At 66.2% G+C, this 18,248-nt stretch carries 18 protein-coding genes; 9 read left to right on the top strand and 9 right to left on the bottom strand.

The genetic code is table 11. From position 1 onward, the window contains the following. Window positions 1–157 precede the first annotated feature (157 nt). From HXX15_RS01355 to HXX15_RS01345, 3 genes are read right to left on the bottom strand one after another with little or no spacing between them, the layout of a single operon-like run. Window positions 158–646, bottom strand: a complete 489-nt coding sequence (locus HXX15_RS01355; protein WP_296511852.1) for a hypothetical protein — start codon at window positions 644–646, stop codon at window positions 158–160. Beyond that, a complete protein-coding gene (gene flgJ, locus HXX15_RS01350) occupies window positions 643–1,008 on the bottom strand; it encodes a flagellar assembly peptidoglycan hydrolase FlgJ (RefSeq protein WP_296511850.1) in 366 nt (121 codons plus the stop codon). The genes HXX15_RS01355 and flgJ overlap by 4 nt, the downstream gene beginning before the upstream one ends. Continuing rightward, window positions 1,008–2,129, bottom strand: a complete 1,122-nt coding sequence (locus HXX15_RS01345; protein ID WP_296514753.1) for a flagellar basal body P-ring protein FlgI — start codon at window positions 2,127–2,129, stop codon at window positions 1,008–1,010. Before HXX15_RS01345 ends, flgJ begins: the two co-directional genes overlap by 1 nt. Window positions 2,130–2,458: 329 nt before the next feature. On the opposite strand from HXX15_RS01345, the gene HXX15_RS01340 reads away from it, so the two are divergent. Further along, window positions 2,459–2,869 (top strand): flagellar assembly protein FliX, encoded by a 411-nt coding sequence (locus HXX15_RS01340; protein ID WP_296511848.1) that lies wholly within the window; start codon window positions 2,459–2,461, stop codon window positions 2,867–2,869. Between the two features lie 193 nt (window positions 2,870–3,062). Further along, the gene (gene dksA, locus HXX15_RS01335; RefSeq protein WP_296511846.1) at window positions 3,063–3,428 is read left to right on the top strand and encodes an RNA polymerase-binding protein DksA; all 366 of its coding nucleotides are present in this window, start codon (window positions 3,063–3,065) and stop codon (window positions 3,426–3,428) included. A 96-nt stretch (window positions 3,429–3,524) separates the two neighbouring features. Here the strand turns inward: dksA and HXX15_RS01330 are convergent, their stop codons facing one another. Further along, complete coding sequence (locus HXX15_RS01330; RefSeq protein ID WP_296511844.1) at window positions 3,525–3,776, bottom strand: DUF3551 domain-containing protein; 252 nt, start codon at window positions 3,774–3,776, stop codon at window positions 3,525–3,527. Between the two features lie 258 nt (window positions 3,777–4,034). On the opposite strand from HXX15_RS01330, the gene HXX15_RS01325 reads away from it, so the two are divergent. Together HXX15_RS01325 and HXX15_RS01320 are read left to right on the top strand one after the other, a co-directional pair. Further along, window positions 4,035–6,083 (top strand): DEAD/DEAH box helicase, encoded by a 2,049-nt coding sequence (locus HXX15_RS01325; protein ID WP_296511842.1) that lies wholly within the window; start codon window positions 4,035–4,037, stop codon window positions 6,081–6,083. Between the two features lie 293 nt (window positions 6,084–6,376). Continuing rightward, window positions 6,377–6,634, top strand: a complete 258-nt coding sequence (locus HXX15_RS01320) for a CopG family antitoxin (protein WP_296511839.1) — start codon at window positions 6,377–6,379, stop codon at window positions 6,632–6,634. Window positions 6,635–6,786: 152 nt separating this feature from the next. Here HXX15_RS01320 and flgH read toward each other — a convergent pair whose 3' ends face one another. Genes flgH through flgF form a run of 4 tightly spaced genes read right to left on the bottom strand, consistent with a single transcriptional unit; the run spans window position 6,787 to window position 10,184 of the window. Continuing rightward, window positions 6,787–7,545: a flagellar basal body L-ring protein FlgH gene (gene flgH, locus HXX15_RS01315; RefSeq protein WP_296511836.1), complete on the bottom strand. Its 759-nt coding sequence runs from the start codon at window positions 7,543–7,545 to the stop codon at window positions 6,787–6,789. Window positions 7,546–7,550: 5 nt separating this feature from the next. Next, entirely contained in the window at window positions 7,551–8,609 is a 1,059-nt protein-coding gene (gene flgA, locus HXX15_RS01310; RefSeq protein ID WP_296511834.1) for a flagellar basal body P-ring formation chaperone FlgA, read from the bottom strand. Between the two features lie 11 nt (window positions 8,610–8,620). Continuing rightward, window positions 8,621–9,409, bottom strand: a complete 789-nt coding sequence (flgG, locus tag HXX15_RS01305) for a flagellar basal-body rod protein FlgG (protein WP_296511832.1) — start codon at window positions 9,407–9,409, stop codon at window positions 8,621–8,623. Between the two features lie 13 nt (window positions 9,410–9,422). Further along, on the bottom strand, window positions 9,423–10,184 hold the full coding sequence (flgF, locus tag HXX15_RS01300; protein WP_296511829.1) for a flagellar basal-body rod protein FlgF: 762 nt from the start codon (window positions 10,182–10,184) through the stop codon (window positions 9,423–9,425). Window positions 10,185–10,546: 362 nt separating this feature from the next. Here flgF and fliL point away from each other — a divergent pair, with 362 nt between their 5' ends. The 4 genes from fliL to HXX15_RS01280 are packed head-to-tail and all read left to right on the top strand — an operon-like array spanning window position 10,547 to window position 13,462. Further along, complete coding sequence (gene fliL, locus HXX15_RS01295; protein WP_296511828.1) at window positions 10,547–11,041, top strand: flagellar basal body-associated protein FliL; 495 nt, start codon at window positions 10,547–10,549, stop codon at window positions 11,039–11,041. A 17-nt stretch (window positions 11,042–11,058) separates the two neighbouring features. Further along, window positions 11,059–12,261 (top strand): flagellar motor switch protein FliM, encoded by a 1,203-nt coding sequence (gene fliM / locus HXX15_RS01290; RefSeq protein WP_296511827.1) that lies wholly within the window; start codon window positions 11,059–11,061, stop codon window positions 12,259–12,261. Further along, complete coding sequence (locus HXX15_RS01285) at window positions 12,258–12,695, top strand: DUF6468 domain-containing protein (RefSeq protein ID WP_296511824.1); 438 nt, start codon at window positions 12,258–12,260, stop codon at window positions 12,693–12,695. Before fliM ends, HXX15_RS01285 begins: the two co-directional genes overlap by 4 nt. After that, window positions 12,692–13,462: a flagellar protein FlbB gene (locus HXX15_RS01280; protein ID WP_296511822.1), complete on the top strand. Its 771-nt coding sequence runs from the start codon at window positions 12,692–12,694 to the stop codon at window positions 13,460–13,462. The genes HXX15_RS01285 and HXX15_RS01280 overlap by 4 nt, the downstream gene beginning before the upstream one ends. 54 nt (window positions 13,463–13,516) lie before the next feature. On the opposite strand, the gene HXX15_RS01275 is transcribed toward HXX15_RS01280, so the two are convergent. After that, on the bottom strand, window positions 13,517–13,843 hold the full coding sequence (locus tag HXX15_RS01275) for a GrlR family regulatory protein (protein WP_296511819.1): 327 nt from the start codon (window positions 13,841–13,843) through the stop codon (window positions 13,517–13,519). Window positions 13,844–14,308: 465 nt separating this feature from the next. Between HXX15_RS01275 and HXX15_RS01270 the strand changes: the two genes are divergently transcribed. Further along, window positions 14,309–18,229, top strand: a complete 3,921-nt coding sequence (locus HXX15_RS01270) for a tetratricopeptide repeat protein (protein ID WP_296511817.1) — start codon at window positions 14,309–14,311, stop codon at window positions 18,227–18,229. The last annotated feature ends 19 nt before the right edge of the window (window positions 18,230–18,248 follow it).

Raw genomic sequence — 18,248 nt, 5'->3', positions numbered from 1 at the left:
TCCCAACCCTGTCCAAGAATCATACTGGCGAAAATGTCTGAATTCTCAGCTTCGCAAATTCCGATTATTTGATTCAAAAATCCGCGGCAGTCGCGCGCGCCAAAGCCGCCGCGGCATCGCGGCGGTTGCGATCAATCGGCCGGTCGGCCGGGGCCGATCAGAGCGAGCGGCTGACCGCGATCGGCGTCATGTTGCGCGGTCCGGGCGCCGCGCGTTTGCCGTAGGCGGTATAGGTCTGCGGAATGTTCTTGCGCTGGATCTCGGCGTTGACGCCGCGCACGATGCCTTCGGAGACCGCATGCGCGGTCGCCAGCACGGTCAGATTGACCTGCAGCATGGCGCGGAACACCTCGTGATGCCGATGCAGCGCGGCCAGCAGATCCGGCGTGGTCCTGGCGAAATAAGTCTGGCTGGCTTTGACCAGCGAAATCGCGCCGATGTAGCGCCGCGACAGATCGGTCTTCTTGGTCTCCAGCCGGATCGCTTCGCCGATCTTGCCGTCGCGAACCAGTTCGGTCTCGCGCTCGATCACCGCGAGCAGGGCGTTCATGATCTCCATCAGGGCGTCGGCAAGCTTGCGGGCGTCGGCAATGGTGGCGACCGCAGCGATCGGAGCCGGGGCCTGTTGGCGTTGCGGTTGATTCATGGCGTGGTTCCTTGCGATGAGGCGGCGCGGTTGGCCTGCTGAAGGATCAGCGTGCGGAAGACGTCGTTGGAGATGCCGATGCCGCCGGCCTTGGCGAACGACTTGGAATATTGATCTGTCAGCATCGAGCGCCACGCGCCGGTGCCGACGGTGTCGCCGAACGGGCCTTCGCCCTTGATGCTGCTGGTCATCTGCGAAAACATCGAGTTCAGGAACACCGCCTCGAAATCCTGAGCCTTCTCACGGGTCTTCTTCTGCGCCTGCGGCGACACCTTGCTCAGCGCATCGGCGAGTACGGTGTCCGGCCGGCCGTTGAGGGTCGGTATCGTCCCGGAGCTGGTGTAGTTGCTGGTGGCGATCATCACATCACCTCGATGTCGGCCTGGATCGCGCCGGCGGCCTTGATCGCCTGCAGGATTCCGATCAGGTCGCGCGGTCCGATGCCGAGCCCGTTCAGCCCGTCCACCAGCTGCTGCAGCGAAATGCCGTCCTTGACCACGGCGAATTTCTTGCCGTCCTCGGTGACGCCGATCTTGGTGTTCGGTGTGGTCACGGTGCGTCCGCGCGACAGCGGATTGGGCTGGCTGACCTGCGGGCTTTCGGAAATCGTCACGGTGAGATTGCCCTGCGACACCGCGACGGTGGCGACGCGGACGTCGCGGCCCATCACGATGATGCCGCTGCGTTCGTCGATCACGATCTTGGCGGCAAGATCGGGCTCGACCTGGAGCTGCTCGATCTCGGTCAGGAAGGCGACGACATTGCCTTTGAATTCCGGCGGAATGCTGAGCTGCACGGTCGAGGGGTCGATCGGCTCCGCGGCCTTGGCGCCGAGGAAATCGTTGACCGCCGCGGCGATCCGCTTGGCGGTGGTGAAATCGGCGTTGCGCAGCGCGAGCCGCACATTGGGCAGCCGGTTCAGCGCGAATTCGATCTCGCGCTCGATGATCGCCCCGTTGGCGATCCGCCCTACCGTTGGAACGCCCTTGGTGATGCTGGCCGCCGCGCCTTCGGCCTGGAAGCCGCCGATCGCCACCGAGCCCTGCGCCACCGCATAGACATTGCCGTCGGCGCCGAGCAGCGGCGTGACCAGCAGGGTGCCGCCCTGCAAATTTTTGGAATCGCCGAGCGCGGAGACGGTGACGTCCATCCGCGTGCCCTGGGTGCCGAACGGCGGCAGATTGCCGGTGACCATTACGGCGGCGACGTTGCCGGTGCGGATGGTGGCGCCGCGGATGTTGACGCCCATGCGTTCGAGCATCGCCTGCAGCGACTGCTTGGTGAAGGGGATGTTGTTGAGAGTGTCGCCGGTGCCGTTGAGGCCGACCACGAGGCCGTAGCCGATCAGCTGGTTCTGCCGCACGCCTTCGATATTGGCGAGGTCCTTGATCCGCGAGGTCGCGCTCGCGGGCAGGCCGGTCAGCGCCAGCGCAAACAGCGCGGCGCAGGCCAGCTGCAGGATTCTCGTCGTCACGCTCGGCATCCTCTGCTCCCCGCTGAGGTCGTTCCGGGCCACGCCGCACTCCCATACAGCTGGCCCAGGCTTCCTTATGCCAGCGCCATGCCATCCCGTCTTGCGGCTTAAGATATTGAAATTAATAATGAAAATTTGATGTTCCGGGCGCTCGCGGGCTGCGGCGCGGCGGCGAAACTGCCGTCACCGGCAGATTTTGCCGGGCTGTTTACCCGCCGTTAACCATAAACCACGACGTTGCATGAAGGGTCTCCTCCATCGGTGCCGCGGCGCGCGATCAATGCACAGGAGCGATCCACAGGCGGCTTGTTTTCACGACGGCCCGGCGAGACAGCACGATGAAGATCTACGGCCCGAACGGTACATCTCTGAACGCCCCGGCGTCGAACGTCCGGCGCAGCAGTTCAACCGGCTTTTCGCTGCCGGAAACGCCGGCCGCCCCGGAACAACGGGCCGTCAGCGCGCCGCGCGCGCCGGCCAATATCGACGCGCTGCTGGCGATGCAGGGAATCGAGGATCCGGTCGAGCGCCGCAAGCGTTCGGTGGCGCGGGGCAAGGGCGCGCTCGACGTACTCGATGACCTCAAGATCGGGCTGCTGTCGGGCTCGTTCAACGCCTCGACCGTGGCGCGGCTGCGCGCGGCCGCTGCCGAGCTGAAATCGTCCTCGGGCGATCCCGGTCTCGACGCGGTGCTGTCGGAGATCGAATTGCGGGTCGAGGTCGAGCTGGCCAAAGCGGGCCAGTTCTGATCGCGGATCGCTGTGGGAAGTTCCCTGCCGAAACCCTGTACGGCCGGTTTTCGCGGTTGCGGACGATATTGTCTGTCACAACCCCGCGCTATATAAGCTGCGGCGCAGGCGGATATTTTCCTGCCCTTGCATGACAAATGGATTGCCCTTGGAAAAGTTGAAAAGCTATCGCCCCTCGGAAAAAGAGCCTTTCATGAACGACCGGCAGCGCGACTATTTTCGTGCCAAGCTGCTGGCCTGGAAGGACGAGATCCTGCGGGAGTCTCGGGTTACGCTGCAGACGCTCCAGGAAGAAAACGTCAACCATCCCGACCTGGCGGACCGCGCCTCATCGGAAACCGACCGCGCCATCGAACTGCGCGCCCGCGACCGCCAGCGCAAGCTGATCTCCAAGATCGACGCCGCGCTGCAACGCATCGACGACAACACCTATGGCTATTGCGAAGAGACCGGCGAACCGATCGCGCTGAAGCGGCTCGAGGCGCGTCCGATCGCGACGCTCTCGGTCGAGGCGCAGGAGCGCCACGAGAAGCGCGAGAAGGTCTATCGCGACGAGTAGTAAATACAGGGCGGCGGGATGTCGCCCTGCAATCGGCGGATCGCTGCGCGAGACGTCGAACCCCGGTCGAGGCGCCGCCCGGTCGCGTGTCCTCGATCAATGCCGACGGTGACGCCGCCGCGGCTCCGGCGGCGTGTCGTAGGCCATACGGGGATTGATGCCGCATCCGGCGAGCGTGCCCGAGGCTGTGGCCATGCACTGCTCATAGCTGGTGAACTGGCAGTTTCCCGGATACCCCCATTCATGGCCCTGCAGGCAATAGGGGTAGTCGCGCGCGGAAGCCGGACCCGGGCCGGCGACAGCGAAGATCGCCCCTAACGCAAGCCATGCGGCGCTTGCCTTGATCATATCAGCTCTCCTTTGGAGCAAAAAACCCCAAGGAACAGCTTTTGTTCCAATTTGCGGCGGCGGCGTGGCGGGCCGCGGCGTGCACAGGCGTGGCCGGCGCGATCAATGATGGCGTTTGGCGCGGTTCTGGCCTAAAGCAGGCACAATCTCATCATTCCGCCGCTTCAGGCGGCTGCGCGCCGTTCCGACGCGCGACTTCGGCCGATCGGCCGAGGCCCTTTCCCGTTCAGGCGCAACGCGCCAGCCAAGGCCAAACTCGTGACATTCCTCACCACCAGCCCGCCGCTCGCCCGAGCCCTGGCGGAGCGCAACTACAATGACCCGACCCCGGTGCAGACAGCGGTGCTGGCACCAGCCGCCGCTGGCCGCGATCTGCTGGTGTCGGCGCAGACCGGCTCCGGCAAGACCGTCGCCTATGGGCTCGCCATTGCCGACAATCTGCTCGACGGCGCCGAGCGCTTCGAGCGCGCCGCCGCGCCGCTGGCGCTGGTCGTGGCGCCGACCCGCGAACTGGCGCTGCAGGTGCACCGCGAGCTGGCGTGGCTGTATCAGTACGCGGGTGCCCGCGTGGTCTCCTGCGTCGGCGGCATGGATCCGCGCGCCGAAATGCGCGAGCTGCAGGCCGGCGCTCATATCGTGGTCGGCACGCCGGGGCGGCTGTGTGACCATCTCCGTCGCGGCCGGCTCGATGTCTCCGAGTTGAAAGCGGTCGTGCTCGATGAAGCCGACGAGATGCTCGATCTCGGCTTTCGCGAGGACATGGAGTTCATCCTCAAGACCACGCCGGCGACCCGCCGAACGCTGTTGTTCTCGGCGACGCTGCCGCGCGGCATCGTGGCGCTGGCCAAGCAGTATCAGAGCCAGGCGTTTCGCGTCGAAGTCGCCGGCACCGAGGGCGGCCACGCCGATATCGAATATCGCGCGATAAGGATCGCGCCGAGCGACGGCGAACACGCCGTGGTCAACGTGCTGCGGTTCTTCGAATCCCCCAGCACTATTGTGTTCTGCAACACCCGCAATGCGGTGAAGCATCTGCAGACCTCGCTGCTGGAGCGCGGCTTCTCGGTGGTGGCGCTGTCCGGCGAACTGACCCAGAACGAGCGCACCATGGCGCTGCAATCGCTGCGCGACGGTCGCGCCCGGGTCTGCGTCGCCACCGACGTTGCGGCGCGCGGCATCGACCTGCCGAATCTCGATCTCGTCATCCACGCCGACCTGCCGAACGACGCCGAGGTGATGCAGCATCGCTCCGGCCGCACCGGCCGCGCCGGGCGCAAGGGCGTCAGCGTGTTGCTGGTGCCGCCGGCGCGCAAGCGCCGCGCCGAATTGCTGCTGCAACTGGCCGGGATCGAGGCGGTCTGGGGCGTGGCGCCCGGCGCCGACGAGATCAAGGCGCTCGATCAGCAGCGCATGCTCGGCGACGCGCTGTTCGCGGAAGCTGCGACCGAGGACGATCTGGTGCTGGCGCGGACGCTTCTCGCGGAACGCTCGGCCGAAGACATCGCGGTGGCGCTGGCGCGGCTGTATCGCGCCAGGCTGCCGTCGCCGGAAGACATTCTCGACGCCGCCGACCGCGGCCGCTCGCGCGACGACCGCGCCCCGGCCAAGGGCGCGCGCGCACCGCGCGGCGAGGGGAGGGCGCACGAGCCGCGCTCGCGCGACGAGCCGCCGCGTTCGCACAAGGCCAAGCCGGGCAAGCACGGCATGGAGGGCGGCAGCGTCTGGTTCCGCGCCGCGATCGGCCGCAAGAAGAACGCCGAAGCGCGCTGGCTGTTGCCGATGATCTGTCGCCGCGGTGGTATCGACAAGCACGAGATCGGCTCAATCCGGATTCTCGACACCACTACCGAATTCGAGATCGCAGCCAGTGCCGCCGACAGTTTCGCCGCGCTGGTGCGCCGCCCCGACAAGGAAGACAACATCCGGATCGAGCCGATGGGCGAGCCGTCGGCGGCCGAGCCGCGGTTCGAGAAGCCTGCGCCGCGCCGCGACGCGCTCACCGTCTCCGCCAGCGGCGCCGGTTTCGACGACGCACCGCCGGAAGCGGCGAAATTGCATCGCAAGCCGGAGGGCTATGAGCCGCGCGCCGAGCGCCCGCGCCCCAAGCCGTTCGACTTCAAGGGCGGCGACAAGCCGGCGGGCTTCAAGCCGCGCGCCGATGGCGACGCGGCGCGCAAGGCCAAGCCGCATTACGACAAGCCGTTCCAGACCCGGCCCGACTTCGTCAAGCCGCCGCGTGACGAGAAGCCGCGCGACTACGCCAACGCCTCGAAGAAGAACAAGGCCAAGAAGAAGAACCGCGGCTGAGCGGCGGCGATTGAACGCGCCGGCCAACGCCGATAGAATGCATAGGCAGCGAAGCGAATGTGCGCGACCCTGACGCTTACTCCTGCGTCTCAGTCGACGCGTTAGGTTGAATCCGTCATTCCGGGGCGCGAGCAGCGAAGCTGCGCGCGAGCCCGGAATCTCGCTCCACACGACTGGCGACATCACCTGGCGCAAGATTCCGGGTTCGCTCGCGCAAATGCGCTCGAGCCCCGGAATGACCAGCAAGTTGTACGCGCAGCGCATCGATTGGCCGACCGCAGAGGTTGCTCACGATGAAAAAGAAATTGCCAAAACTGAAGAGTGACGCCGAAGCGAAAGCGTTCGTCGCCGCTGCCGATCTCGCCGACTACGATCTCTCCGGTCTGCTGCCGATGCGGATCGAGATGAAGCCGAAGGACAAATCGGTCAATCTGCGTTTGCCTGAGCAACTCCTGAAAGCGGTGCAGCAGAAGGCTAAGCGGCTCGGTGTGCCCTATCAGCGCTTCATCCTCATGGCGCTGGAACGCGCGCTGCAACGGGAACCCCGATAGGCGCGTCGTTCCGCGCCCCCAAACACGACCACGGCCTCCGTCAGGGGAGCTGACGGAGGCCGCGTCGGAACATCTTGCCGCGCCTAGGTTCGCGGTTCGATGTGGGAGCTCGTCTTCGCCGCGTCGGGAGCCGCGGCGAAGGGAATGTCGGATCAGAACGGCAGCAGCACGTCCATCACCTGCTGGCCGTAGCGCGGCTGCTGGATGTCGGTGATCTGGCCGCGGCCGCCATAGGCGATGCGGGCCTGGGCGATCTTGCTGCTATCGATGGTGTTGTCGCTCTGGATGTCCTCCGGCCGGACAATGCCGGCGACGATCAGTTCGCGGATTTCGAAATTGACCCTGATCTCCTGCTTGCCCTCGACCACCAGATTGCCGTTCGGCAGCAACTGCGTCACCACCGCGGCGACGTTGGTCTGCAACGCTTCCTGGCGCTGCACCGAGCCCTTGCCGTCGCTGCTCGAGCTTGAATCCGCAGTCAGCAGCCGCCCCGGCAGCACCTTGGCGGCCTGGGTGCCCATCAGCTTGGAGCCGGCGAAATCGGTGATGCCGGAATCTTCCTTGTTGGTGCGGCTGCGCTGGGTCTCGTTGGCGATGTTGGCCTTGTCGGTGATGTTGACGGTCACGGTGAGAATGTCGCCGACCCGCGCGGCGCGCTGATCCTTGAAGAACGCCCGCGAGCCGTTCCGCCACAGCGAGTTGGCGTTGTAGGATGCGGTCTCCGGCTTCGGCATCGGCATCTGCACCGGCTTGTAGCCGGGCTGCGTGGTCGGGTTCTCGATCGCCGCCAGCGCCGGCTTTTCGCCGATCGCCGACAATCGGTCGATCGACGAGCAGCCGCCGGCGAGGCCCGCCGTCGCCAGCAACGCGGCGAGCAGGACGAGGCGATTGATCTGAACTGACTTCGACATGAACATTACTCGGCTTTCGGAGACACGGACGCGGTGGTGTCGGGCTCGGCGGGGGCGGTGGGAACGGCGGCGGGCGGGGCGACGCCGGCGACCAGCTGCGGCGCCGCGACGGCGACGGCGACCTGGCCGCGGCCGACCACGATGCCGCTGACGGTGCGCTTGGATTGCAGGTTGAGCACGTTGACGACATCGCCCTCGGTGCCGGCTTCCAGTGCCTTGCCGCGGACGGTGAGATACAGCCCGACCGCCTGATAGGTCAGCGTCACGCTCTGGTCGCGCGACACCAGATCGGGCTTGGCGAGATCGGCGACCCGCACCGCGGCGCCGGCGCGCAGCTGCCGCCGCGCCTGCATGCCGACCGCGCTGTCGCGGCTGGCGGCATCGTTGCCGACCTCGGCCTTCGGCCGCCGCTCGACCACCACGTCGGAGGCCTTGATGACTTCATTGCGCTCGACGCCGCGCGCCAGCACCGCGGCTTCGACGGTTTCCACCGCTGTGCCGGTGTAGCGCAGCCGAGCAGGCACCGTGCCGGGTTCGCCGGCGATCTCGAAGGTCACGTCGAACCGGCCGCTGCGTAGCTGGAACTTGACCGCGGCCGGCTGCATCGCGCCGGTGTTGGCGGAATCGAGTTGCAGGGTCTGGACGTCGCGGTCGAAGGTCAGCAGCAGATTTTCGGCGTCGCCCAGACCGTTCTGGTGCGCCAGCGCGTTCGCGACCTGTTGCTCGATCTCCTTGCTTGGCAGCGTCCGCGCCAGCCGGGTCACCGAAATTTCGCGCAGCTCGCGGGTATCGACCCCGATCACCTTGTGGGCGCGCAATGCCGACAGCACGCTGGCGGTCGGCAGCGAGCCGGTGGTGCCGAGATCGGGCGCCCGGTAGATCGCGATCTGCGCCGCTGCCCCGGCATTGTCGATCACGTCGCCGATCCGCACCAGGTCGTCGGAGACCGTCACATTGGCGCGCAGCACCGGTCCCATCAGCACGGCGTCGGGTTGGTCGGTCTGCGCGGCGGCGGCGGAGAGGCCGGCGAGCAGGGCGGTGGCGATCAGCAGCGAGCGAACCATGATCAGCTCCCTCAGCGGAACATGTTGGAGGTGGATTGCAGCATCTGGTCGGCGGCGCTGACCACCTTGGCGTTCATCTCGTAGGCGCGCTGCGCCGCGATCAGGTCGGAGATTTCGGAGACCACCTCGACGTTGGCCTGTTCGAGATTCTGCTGCTGCATGTCGCCGAAGCCGTCGGCATTGGCGACGCCGTCCTGCGGCGCGCCGGAGGCCGGGGTCTCGGTGAACAGGTTGTCGCCGATCGGCTGCAGCCCGGTCTTGTTGATGAAGCGGGTCAGGCCGATCTGGCCGAGCAGCGTCGGCGTGGTCGATCCCGGCACCGTCACCGTGACCTGGCCCTGCGCGTTGATGGTGAGACCGGACGCCGCCTGCGGAATGGTGATGGTCGGCTGGACCGGGTTGCCGGCCGAGGTGACGATGCGCCCGGTGGCGTCGGTGGTGAACGAACCGTCGCGGGTATAGGTGAAGGTGCCGTCCGGCATCTGGATCTTGAAGAAGCCCTCGCCGCGGATCGCGATGTCGAGGTCGTTGCCGGTGTTCGACAGCGTGCCCTGGGTCATCAGCCGCGGCGTGCCGACGGTCTTGACGCCGCCGCCGATATCGACGCCGACCGGCACGATGGTGCCCTGGTCCGAGGCCTGCGCGCCGACCCTGCGGACATGATCGTAGATCAGATCCTGGAACGCCGCCCGCTGCTTCTTGTAGCCGGTGGTGCGCATGTTGGCGATGTTGTTGGAGATCACCTGGACGTTGAGTTCCTGGGCCGCCATCCCGGTCGCCGCGGTGTAAAGAGCGCGCATGGACTAGTTTCCCTTAAGCCGGAACGTCGGCGAGTTTTTCGAGCGCGGATTTCCGCAGATCGCTCTGGTTCTGCAACATCGCGGAGATCTGGGTGTAGGTGCGGGTGACCTCGATCATCCGGCTCATCTCGGCCACCGAATTGACGTTGGATTTTTCGATGAAGCCCTGATGCACCCGCGCGGTGGCATCGGGCTGCCCGGCGCCGGCGCCGGCGGAATACAAATTGTTGCCTTCCTTCTTCAGGCTCTGCGGATTGGCGAAGGAGACCAGCCGCAGTTTGCCGCGCAACGAGTCGACCTTGTTGGCGCCTTCCAACACGCTGACGCCGCCGTCGGCGGCGATGTTGATGCTCTTGTCGCCGGGCTGGAACACGATCGGCCCGCCGGTGCCGAGCACCGGGTTGCCGCTGGCGTTGACCAACTGGCCCTGGGCGTTGATCGAAAGTGCGCCGTCGCGGGTGTAGCGCTCGCCTGCGGCGGTCTGCACCACCAGGAAGGCGGAGCCGTCGATCGCGACATCGAGCGGGTTCTTGGTCTGCTCGGTCGGGCCGGAGGAGAAATCGTGATAGGTAGCGCGGTCCTGGACGAAACTGACGCGGCGATCGAGGGGCGCGAAATTGTCCTCATGGGCGCCGCTGGTGAGGAATTCCTGGAACAGCGACTTGTCGGCCTTGTAGCCGTTGGTGTTGACGTTGGCGACGTTGTTCGCGACGACATCCATCTGTCGTTCGAGCACCATCTGCCGTGACAATCCGACGAGAAGCATATTCTCCATCGGTGGTTCTCCCCTTAATGAACCGCGCTTGGCCCTCCCAGGCCGACCGCGGATCGTGGTGAGCCGCGACGCTCTCCCAAGCTGCGGCTCGCATTCAACTAAGCGAACCCCGTGCCAACATGAAATGCGCAGTTTTAGCAATGGGTTAGGTGTTTTGAGAGAGGTCGGGCAGGCGGCAATAAGGTCTTGTTGACCATACCGACCGGCAGAATTTTCCTAGTTGGCGGCGGAAAGAAAGGTTCCATTAACCATTGCAACCTAGCGTCGGCACATCAGGGCCTTGGGCGCTGGCGGCATTTTGTATTGCGTCACGGCCTGCCTGCGGCATCGAGATCTTCCCAAAATAACCGGGCGGGCGGTCGATGGCGGACGACGACAAGAAGGAAGAGGGCGCGGCCGACGGCGCCGAAGCGCCGAAGAGCAAGAAGAAGCTCATTATGATCATCGGTGGCGCGGTGCTGCTGCTCGCGGTCGGCGGCGGCTGGTTCTTCCTGATGGGCTCGCACGGCGAGGACAAACACGCCGAGGCCGCCAAGGAAGCGGTGAAGCCGCCGAACTTCATCGACGTGCCGGAAATCATGGTCAACCTCGCCGGCACGCCGGGCGAGCGGGTGCAATACCTCAAGGCCAAGATCGTGCTCGAGGTCAAGGAGGAGAAGCAGGTCGAGCTGATCAAGCCGTCGATGCCGCGCGTCACCGATCTGTTCCAGACTTATATGCGCGAACTGCGCGCCGGCGACCTCAACGGCTCGGTCGGGATGTTCCGGCTGCGCGAGGAATTGACCAAGCGGGTCAATCTGGCGGTCGCGCCGAACCAGGTCTCCGCGGTGCTGTTCAAGGAAGTTCTGGTTCAGTGACGGGACGCATCTAGCCCATGGCCAGCCAGGAACAACTCGATCAGGACGCCATCGCTGCCCAATGGGAAGCGTCGATGGCGTCGGAGGACCCCGAGGAGGCCGCGAAGGCGGCTGCCGAAAACGAACTCACCGGAACGATGGCCGAGCAATGGGCCGCGATGGTGGAGGACGGCGGCCGCGATGCCGGCGGTGGCAAGAACGGCGGCGAGCGGGTGCTGTCGCAGGAGGAGATCGATAACCTCCTCGGTTTCAGCGTCGGCGAAATCCATCTCGACGAGAATTCCGGCATCCGCGCCATCATCGACTCGGCGATGGTGTCCTACGAGCGTCTGCCGATGCTCGAAATCGTGTTCGACCGCCTGGTGCGGTTGATGACGACGAGCCTGCGCAATTTCACCTCGGACAACGTCGAAGTGTCGCTCGACCGCATCACTTCGGTGCGGTTCGGCGACTACATGAATTCGATTCCGCTGCCGGCCGTGCTGTGTGTGTTCAAGGCCGAGGAATGGCAGAATTTCGGTCTCGCCACGGTGGATTCGGCGCTGATCTATTCGATGATCGACGTGCTGCTCGGCGGCCGCCGCGGCCAGGCCTCGCTGCGGATCGAGGGTCGTCCCTACACCACGATCGAAACCAATCTGGTGAAGCGGCTGCTGCAGGTGGTGCTGGCTGACGCCGAGCAAGCGTTCCGGCCGCTGTCGCCGGTGGCGTTCTCGATCGACCGGCTGGAAACCAATCCGCGCTTCGCCGCGATCAGCCGCCCGGCCAACGCCGCGATCCTGGTGCGGCTGCACATCGACATGGAAGACCGCGGCGGCAATATCGAATTGCTGCTGCCCTACGCCACCATCGAACCGATCCGCGCGGTTCTGATGCAGATGTTCATGGGTGAGAAGTTCGGCCGCGACCCGGTTTGGGAAGGCCATCTCGCCACCGAGATCGGGCAGGCGCAGATGTCGGTCGATGCGGTGCTGTACGAAGCCGAGATCCCGCTGAAGCAGCTGATGAGCCTCAAGGTCGGCGATACCTTGCCGCTGGAAATGCGCGCCGACGCGCTGGTCTCGGTGCGCTGCGGCAACGTCACCTTGACCGAAGGCCGGATGGGCCGGGTCGGCGACCGGGTCGCGATCCGGATCACCAAACCGTTGCGCAAACCGGTGACGACCTTCGCGATGTTCGAGCGGGCGGACGAGCAAACGAAGCTGATGGAGGCACAATGAGTCACACCTTTGGAATTGTGATCGAGAGCCTGGTCGCGGTGCTGCTGCTGCTCACGATCGGCTATTGCATGCTGCTCAACAAGCGGCTGATGCGGCTGAAGGCCGACGAGCAATCGCTGAAGGCGACGATCGGCGAACTGATCACGGTGACCGAAATCGCCGAACGCGCGATCGGCGGGCTGAAGCACACGGTGCGCGACGTCAACGAGAACCTCGGCAAGGATATCGCCGCCGCCACCGCGCTGTCGGACCAGCTGAAGCGGCAGCTCGCCGAAAGCGACAACGTGCTGCGGCGGCTGTCGAAGATCGCGGTCGCGGCGCGGCCGAGCGCCGAACAGCCTTCGGCCGAGCCGACGGTATCGGCCGCCAGGGCCAATGCCGCCGCCGCCCAGGCGTTCGCCGAGCGCAGGCGACAGAACGGCATCGCGGCATGAAGGCGCTCCGCGATATCCGCCTGATCCCGGTGGTGGTGGTGGCGGTCGCCGGCCTCGCGGTGCTGAAGATCGCCGGCCTGGTGATCGATGGCGGCTACGTGTTCGACTATCAGCCGAACTCGACCAAGCGGTCGTGGGCGGGCGAGAATTTCAACTTTCCATCGGGACGCAAGCAGCCGGACCAGGATCCGGACATTACCGGATCGGTGCATGGCGAGCCGAAGAAAGAGGAGCCAAAGCCCGCGGTCGCCGCGCCGGCTGCGACACCGCCCGCCGAACCCGTGCCCGAGCCGCCGCCGCCGATCTCGGCGTCCGAGCGTGCCATCCTCGAGCGGCTGCAGGAGCGGCGACAGGAACTCGATGCGCGCGCGCGCGAGGTCGAAATCCGGGAAAGCCTGTTGAAGGCCGCGGAGAAGCGGATCGAATCGAAAGCCGACGAGGTCAAGGCGGTCGAAGGCCGGATTGGCACCGCGACCGAAAAGAAGTCCGAGGCCGACGCCGCCCGCTTCAAGGGCATCATCACCATGTATGAGGGCATGAAGCCGAAAGACGCGGCCAAGATCTTCGACCGGCTGGAGATGCCGGTGCTGTTCGAGATCGCTTCGCAGATCGCGCCGCGCAAGATGTCCGACATTCTCGGGCTGATGTCGCCGGAGGCCGCCGAACGGCTGACCGTCGAATTGGCGCGCCGCGCCAGTGGCGACAAATCGGTTGCCGCGGCAATCCTTCCGAAGATCGAAGGCAAGACCGCGCAGCCCAATCGCTAGCGCCGGATTCGGTGCTGCGCCTTTGCCCTCAAGCCTTGGCCTGGAGCCTTGGCGTCAGCCCGAAATCCGCGTCAGCACCGCCTTGAAGCCCAGCGACGGCATCTCCGCGGCGGTGCCCTCGAACTGAGCGAAATCGCCGATCGACGAGCCCCGGAATTCGACCCGAACCTCATCGAACCCGAACACCGAGGGCAGGTTGGGATCGCTGGTGTGGCGTTTGCTGGTGACTGCGCCGGTGATGGTTTCACCCTGCACCTGATAAGAGCCGACATAGGCGAACGCCGAACTGCCGCCGTGCAGGCGGCCGTGATCGGCGAAGATCACACCGACGGCCTTGCGCCGCGGCGTCTCAAATTCGACCTTGTACAATCCCTTAAGCATGTGCTTCGCAATCCTGCATTGAAAGTGGCAATTTTGCTCAACTGTTGCAGTCGGGACATTCGACTTTGGTTGAATGGCTGCCAACGTCACACGTCACACCGGCGCTATATTCGCAGGGGCGCAGCTTTCTATTAGATCCGCGATTGCAAATTTAGCGATAATGCCTGCTGCGCTATCGCCGATCGTCTGTTTTCAGATACGGCATCCGGCAATCGCGCGCACCGCGGCCGCCGGTTCTCGATTGATGGTTAAACGATCGTTAACGGCTTTTGTGCCCTATTGGAGCCGCCCTGTGATCGAGCCGCCCAGCCGCTCGCGCGGGGCTTGGGTGACGCTGAACGGATCGCATCGGAGCATTCGATTTAACAGCTCGTTCAATGGCGGAATTCTAGACTTGAAGCAGATGGGGCATGTGGCCCGATCGGGATCGTCACCAGCAGGGTCGTTGACCGAAAGACACGACGGATGGCGCGGATGGCTGCCGCTGGAGTTTGGTCGCAAGCGCGCGCCTGCGCGCGCGTCGCCCAATACTGCCTGGCGTTCGCCGTCCTGCTCGCGGTCGTGCTGGTTTCGGAGTCCTGCCGCGCCCAACCGGTCAAGGGTGACGCCAGTTTCGCGACCTCCGGCGGCTACGGCCGGCTGACCCTCAGGCTTGCTGAAGATGTCGAGTCCGACGTGACCACCGCCGGCATGATCGTGGTGATCCGGTTCAAGCGGCCGGTCGATATCGCGGTCGAGAAGCTTGCGGATTCCGCGCCCGACTACATCGGCTCGGCGCGGCGCGATCCCGACGGTTCGGCGATCCGGTTGGCGCTGGCGCGCAAGGTCACCGTTAACGCGATGGCGGCCGGCGAACGACTGTTCGTCGATCTGTTGCCCGAGAGCTGGACCGGGGCGCCGCCCGGGCTGCCGCAGGACGTGGTCCGCGAATTGTCCGAGCGCGCGCGCGTCGCGGAACGTGCGCTGCGCCTGCAGCGGGCGAGCGCTGATCTCAAGAAGCGGCCGCCGATCCGGGTCCGAACCTCGGTGCAGCCGACTTTCGTGCGCTACGTGTTCGAGACGCCCGACGACGTCGCGGTGTCCTCGACGTTGGGCGAACAGAAACTGGCGATCCTGTTCAACGCCGCGCTGAACTTCGACCTGGCCGACGCCAAGCTGGCGATGCCGCCGAATATCGGCTCGATCAGCCAGAAAGTCGAAGGTCCCACTTCGACCGTGGAGGTGGCGCTGATCGGCAGTGTCGACGTTCACTCGTTTCGCGAGGACAAGAACTTCGTCGTCGATATCGGTTTTCCGCAGCCGGAAGGGTCGTCGCTGGCGAAGATCGGTCCGGCTGGTCTGGTGCTTCCACCCGCCGCGGGTCACGACAAACCCGCCGCCGAGCACGACAAGCCCGCAGCGGGCCATGACGCAGCCGGCCACGATAAGCCGGCCACCGCGGCCGCCGCACATGGCGCCGATCCGATCCGGCCTCCGACCCCGGAGTCGGTTGCACGGAAGGCTCAGCCGGCCAAGCCGACGCAGGCGAAGGCCGCACACGGCGAGGCCGTCCGCGACGCCAAGGCTGAAGCGAAGATGAGCGCCGCGCCCGACGTCAAGCCGGAGGTGAAGCCGGCGCCGGCCGGGCCCTCGGCGATCACCTCCGCGGCGGTCGGTCCTGCGCCGATGAAGCCGGCGATGGCCGGTCCCAAGGCGGTGCTGCCGGCGCCTGCCGGCCCGAGTGCGAGCAAACTCGCGACCGCCGGAGCCGACGCGATGCCTGCCGCGGCGCCCGCTCCGAAGCCGATGGCGCCGGCGCCGGCCGGCCCCAATGCCGACAAATCCGCGGAGGCTGCCAGCGCCGGGCCTTCGGAACAGGCGATGCCGATGGCGCCGATCGCCGCCGTGAAGCAACCCGAAACCACCGCCGCGCCGACGAAGCCGGTCGCGGCGCCCGAACCCAGCGGTCCGGCCACGCCGGTGGAGGCGCGGCGCAGCGCCGACGGCTTGCGCCTGACCTTTGGCTTCGCAGCCCCGACTCCCGCGGCGCTGTTTCGCCGCGCCGAGAACATCTGGCTGGTGCTGGACAGCAACGCGCCGTTCGATCTGGAGGCGATCCGGCGCGAAGGCGGCACTGCGATCGGCGATGTCAGCAAGGTCGCGCTGCCGACCGGACAGGCGATCCGGATCCGGCTCAATCGCCCCCAACTGGCGGCACTACGCGATGACGATTCCGGCTCCGGCCGCAGCTGGTCGGTGATCCTGGCGGATTCCGGTCAGGCGCCGTCGGCGCCATTGACGGCGGTCCGCAACATTTCCGACCCGGCGCGTGCCAGCGTCTCGGTGGCGCTGGCCGGGGCCGGCAAGGTTCATGCGCTGGTCGATCCGGAAGCCGGCGACGCGCTGCAGGTGATCACCGCGCTGCCGCCGCCACGCGGCTTCATCAAGCGCCAGGATTTTGTCGAATTCGCGCTGCTGGAATCGATCCATGGGCTGGTGGTCCAGCGCAATGCCGACGACGTCAAGATCGAGGCCGGCGCCGACGTGGTGATGCTGAGTCGGCCCGGCGGTCTGACGCTGTCATCGGGCGATGCCGGCGCGCAACGCGGCGCGGGGCTGACGCGGCCGTTCTTCGACGTCAATCAGTGGAGCAAGGATCAGGAAGGCTCGTTCATCGATCGGCTCCGCGCGCTGGTCGACGCCGCGTCGCAGGCCGGCGGCGGCGAGCGGTTGCCGGCGCGGCTCGATCTGGCGCGCTTCTACATGGCGCGGGGGATGTACCAGGAAGCCAAGGGCGTGCTCGATCTGGCACTGTCCGACACCAAGGTCGGTCAGGAAGATCCGGCGGCGATGATCGGACATGCCGCGGCCAGCGCGCTGATGGGGCGCCCGGCGCAGACGCTGAAGGACATCACCAATCCGGCGATTGCATCGGGCTACGACGCGCAGCTGTGGAAGGCGTTCGCGATCGCGCAGCAGGGCAAATGGGCCGAGGCGCGGGAGAAATTCAAGAGCGTTGAGTTCGCCATCACGGCGCTGCCGCTGGACATGCAGCGCGTGCTGATCGCCACCGCGATGCGCGCCTCGCTGGAGGTCAAGGACTATTCCGGCGCTGCGGCCAGGAGCAGGGATCTCGACCTTGTCGGGGTGCCGCCGGCGATGACGCCGATGATGACGCTGATGCGCGGCAGGCTGGATGAAGCGCTGGGACGAGATCAGGAAGCGTTGATCAAATACCACAACGCGATCGTATCGCCCGACCGTCAGGCGGCCAGCGAAGCCACGCTGCGCGAACTGATCCTGAAGCAGAAGCGCGACGAGATCAGCGCCACCGATTTGCTGCCGGAACTGGAGCGGTTGGCGGTGACCTGGCGCGGCGACGAGCAGGAAGTCAAAGTCCAGCAAATGCTGTCGCGGTTCTATGCCGATCTCGGCCGCTACCGCGAATCGCTGGCCGCGGCGCGGACCGCGACCGAGCTGCTGCCGAATTCGGATGCCGCGCGCGACGCCCAGGACGACTCCCGCGCGCTGTTCGCCAAACTGTTCCTCGGCACCAAGGGCGACGACCTGCCGCCGATCGAGGCGCTGGCGACGTTCTACGAATTCCGCGAGCTGACGCCGGTCGGGCGCCGCGGCGACGAGATGATCCGCAGGCTGGCGGACCGGCTGGTGGCGGTCGACCTGCTCGATCAGGCCAGCGAATTGTTGCAATACCAGGTCGACAAGCGGCTCGAGGGCGCGGCGCGTGCCGGGGTCGCCGCCAAGCTGGCGATGATCTATCTGATGAACCGCAAGCCCGACCGCGCCATCGCGGCGTTGCGCACGACGCGGATTTCCGATCTCGCCGGCGAGGTCCGGCAGCAGCGGCTGCTGCTCGAAGCCCGCGCGCAGAGCGACATCGGCCGCCACGATCTGGCGCTCGACATCATTGCCAACAGCGGTGGCCGCGAGGCGATCCGGCTGCGCTCTGACATCTACTGGGCGTCGCGGCGTTGGCGCGAGGCCTCCGAACAGATCGAACTCTATCTCGGCGAGCGCTGGCGCGACTTCCGGCCGCTGACCGCGGCCGAAAAGGGCGATGTGATCCGCGCCGCGGTCGGCTACGCGCTGGCCGAAGATGCGCTGGGGTCGGCGCGGTTCCGCGAGAAGTTCGCGCCGCTAATGACCGACGCCGCCGATCGCACCGCGCTCGACACCGCCAGCATGCCGAGCTCCGGCAACAGTTCAGAATTCGGCGCGATCGCCAAGATGGCGGCGAGCGTCGACACGCTCGACGGCTTCCTGCGCGAGATGAGGCAGCGGTTCCCGGACGCCAGCGCCAAGGCGATCATCCCGGGCGCCGACCGCGAGACCACCGGGTCGCTGCCAGCGATCGTGGGGGTGAAATCAGTCGAGGCGGCGCGGTAGGCGCCATCAGGGCGATTGC

The sequence above is a fragment of the Rhodopseudomonas sp. genome (assembly GCF_013377015.1).
Classification (GTDB): domain Bacteria; phylum Pseudomonadota; class Alphaproteobacteria; order Rhizobiales; family Xanthobacteraceae; genus JARJEH01.
The sequence above is the reverse complement of the archived record's forward strand: the minus strand, read 5'-3'. Positions and strand labels throughout refer to the sequence as shown.